Raw genomic sequence first — 2,773 nt, 5'->3', positions numbered from 1 at the left:
CCGGCTACATCGCCCGGCGCACGCCGCGCGGGCCGCGCTGGCGCGCCATCGTCGGCCACTGCGACGCGCGCGCCGACGGCGAGCGGTTGCTGGAGGCGCTGCGGCGGCGGCTGGACCTGGAGCAGGCCTTCCTGGTCGAAACCGGGCCGGCGCTCGGCGCGCACGCCGGGCGCGGCGCGCTGCTGGTGTCGCTGCAGCCGGTGCCGGGCGCGGTTTGAAGTCGGTGCCAGGAGCGGCTTGAAGCCGGGGCTGGCCGGTTTGCGGAAGCGGCCTTTGCAGGAGCGCTGTTTTTGTGGGAGGGCCTTCAGGCCCGAGGCTTTCGGCTCAGCACGCAACGATCTGGCACAAGAGCCTCGGGCCTGAAGGCCCTCCCACAAGAGGGCTCCGCTACCGTCGGTGGGGCCCCGGGCGCAGCGCAATTCCCATCGCCTCCCGCATAATCCGCGCCATGTCGTTTTCCGCCCTCGCGCCCAGCTTGTCCGTCGCCGTTCCGGAGCCGCGTTCGCTGGCGCTGCTGGCCGCGGCGTATGCGCTCGGCTCGGTGTCCGGCAGCCTGATGCTGGGCAAGCTGCGCGGCGTCGACATCCGCACCCAGGGCAGCGGCAACGCCGGCGGCACCAATGCGCTGCGCACGCAGGGCGCGCGCTTCGCCCTGGGCGTGGTCGCAATCGACATCGGCAAGGGCGCGCTGGCCGCGTGGCTGGCGCTGCGCTACGCGCCGCTCAACGACGGCCTGTCGGTCACCGCGCACGGGTATCTGGCTGCGTTCGCGGCGGTGCTCGGGCATGTGTGGCCGCTGTGGCACGGGTTCCGCGGCGGCAAGGGCGTGGCGACCCTGGTCGGCGGCCTGCTGGTGCTGTGGCCGTTCGCATTGCCGGCGCTGTTGCTGGCGTGGGGCGCGACCCTGGTGCTGAGCGGCTACGTCGGCCTGGCCAGCGTGATCGCCGCGCTGTGCCTGCCGCTGCTGGCCTGGGCCACCGACGCCGGCGCGCCGCGGCTGTGGTTCTGCGTCGCCGCGGCGGCGCTGGTGGTGTTCACCCATCGCGGCAATCTGGCGCGCCTGCGCGCCGGCACCGAATCGCGCTTCGCCCGCGCGCGGCTGCTGCACCGCTGGCGCCGGGGCTGATGGACGATCGCGCGCTGTTGCAACGCCTGATCGCGGGCCCGGCCACCGGCGATGCGCTCGCCGCCGCGGCCGGACAGACCCGCGCCGCAGTGTGGAAGCGGATCGAAGCCTTGCGCGAAGCCGGCGTGGCCATCGAGGCCAAGCCCGGGCGCGGCTATGCGCTGTCGCAGCCGCTGGATCTGCTCGACCCGGCGGCGATCGAAACCGCGCTGGCGCCGGCCGCGCGCGCGCGCCTGGATTCGCTGGACATCGCCTGGACCATCGATTCGACCAACAGCGAGCTGCTGCGCCGGCCCACGCCCGCGCGCGGCGCGGCGGCGCTGCTGGCCGAGCGCCAGACCGGCGGCCGAGGCCGCCGCGGCCGGGTCTGGGCGTCGCCGCTGGCGGCGCATCTGTATCTGTCGCTGGCGCGCTCGTTCGGCGGCGGCCTGGCGCGGCTGGGCGGCTTGAGCCTGGTCGCCGGCATCGCCGCGGCCGAAGCGCTGCACACGCTGGGCTTCCAGGCGGTGCGGCTGAAATGGCCGAACGATCTGGTCGCGCTCGACGGCGACGGCCTGCGCAAGCTTGGCGGCCTGCTGGTGGAAGGCGGCGGCGAATACGCCGGGCCGGCGCGCGCGGTGATCGGCCTGGGCCTCAATGTGCGCATGCCGGCCGCGGCGGCCGCGCAGATCGATCAGCCCTGGTGCGATCTGGCCGCGTTGGCCGGCGCGCGGCCGCTGTCGCGCAACGCCGTCGTCGCGGCCTTGCTCGACGCGCTGCTGCCGGCGCTGGACGAATTCGACGCGCAAGGCCTGGCGCCGTTCCTCGATCGCTACGCCGCGTTCGATGCGCTCGCCGGCCAGGCGGTGAGCGTGCTCGGCCACGACGCCGAGCACCGCGGCACCGCGCTCGGCCTGGCCGACGACGGCTCCCTGCGCGTGCGCCTGGACGACGGCGAGGAGCGCCGCTTCCATGCCGGCGAAGTCAGCGTGCGCCGCGGAGCGCCGCGATGAACGCGTGGCTGTTCGACCTGGGCAATACCCGGCTCAAGTGCGCGCCGCTGCAGGCCGACGGCCGTCCCGGCGCGGCGCTGGCGCTGCCGCATCGCGAGGAAGACATCGCCGCCGCATTGGCCGAACACTTGCCGCGCGAACGCATCGATGTGGCCTATCTGGCCAGCGTCGCCCATCCCGCCCAACGCATGGCGGTGCTGCAGGCGCTGAGCGCGCGCTGCGGCCGCATCTCCATCGCCCGCACCCAGCCGCACTTTCGCGCGCCGGGTTTCGGCGAAGTGCGCATCGCCTATGCCGAGCCGCGCAAGTTCGGCGTCGACCGTTTCCTCGGCCTGCTCGGCGCGCATGCGCAGGCGCGCGGCGCCAGCCTGATCTGCGGGGTCGGCACCGCGTTGACTATCGACCTGCTCGACGCCGACGGCCTGCACCACGGCGGCCTGATCGCGCCGTCGCCGACGCTGATGCGCGAAGCGCTGCACGCGCGCGCGCCGCAGCTGCCCGAACACGGCGGCCGCGCCCTGGACTTCGCCGCCGACACCGAAGACGCGCTGGCTTCCGGCGCCGACGGCGCGGCGATCGCGCTGATCGAGCGCAGCCTGGCGCGCGCCGCGCAGCGCCTGGGCGCGACCCCGCGATTGCTGCTGCACGGCGGCGG

At 74.8% G+C, this 2,773-nt stretch carries 4 protein-coding genes and 1 pseudogene; all 5 read left to right on the top strand.

Features of this window, described 5'->3' with window-relative positions; translation table 11 throughout:
• Nucleotides 1-218, top strand: a 218-nt coding sequence (locus A7A76_RS22345; protein ID WP_206413380.1) for a hypothetical protein, incomplete at its 5' end; no start/stop codon positions are given.
• Nucleotides 219-292: 74 nt separating this feature from the next.
• Nucleotides 293-367: pseudogene (locus A7A76_RS27035) on the top strand (DUF6053 domain-containing protein); the annotation flags it as partial.
• An 81-nt stretch (nt 368-448) separates the two neighbouring features.
• Nucleotides 449-1,126, top strand: coding sequence for a glycerol-3-phosphate 1-O-acyltransferase PlsY (gene plsY / locus A7A76_RS22340; protein ID WP_206413379.1), 678 nt, complete (start codon nt 449-451; stop codon nt 1,124-1,126).
• Nucleotides 1,126-2,118 carry a bifunctional biotin--[acetyl-CoA-carboxylase] ligase/biotin operon repressor BirA gene (birA, locus tag A7A76_RS22335; RefSeq protein WP_206413378.1) on the top strand — a complete coding sequence of 331 codons (993 nt, stop codon included), beginning with the start codon at nt 1,126-1,128 and terminating at the stop codon, nt 2,116-2,118. Before plsY ends, birA begins: the two co-directional genes overlap by 1 nt.
• A partial coding sequence (locus A7A76_RS22330; RefSeq protein WP_206413377.1) for a type III pantothenate kinase occupies nt 2,115-2,773 on the top strand: 659 nt, incomplete at its 3' end. The genes birA and A7A76_RS22330, both read left to right, overlap by 4 nt.

This window comes from Lysobacter enzymogenes (genome assembly GCF_017168095.1).
Taxonomy (GTDB): Bacteria; Pseudomonadota; Gammaproteobacteria; order Xanthomonadales; family Xanthomonadaceae; genus Lysobacter; species Lysobacter enzymogenes_D.
The sequence above is the reverse complement of the archived record's forward strand: the minus strand, read 5'-3'. Positions and strand labels throughout refer to the sequence as shown.

Excerpts from the sequence above, each read along its gene's own strand:
- plsY (WP_206413379.1), top strand. The coding sequence starts at position 449 with ATGTCGTTTTCCGCCCTCGCGCCCAGCTTGTCCGTCGCCGTTCCGGAG.
- birA (WP_206413378.1), top strand. The coding sequence starts at position 1,126 with ATGGACGATCGCGCGCTGTTGCAACGCCTGATCGCGGGCCCGGCCACC.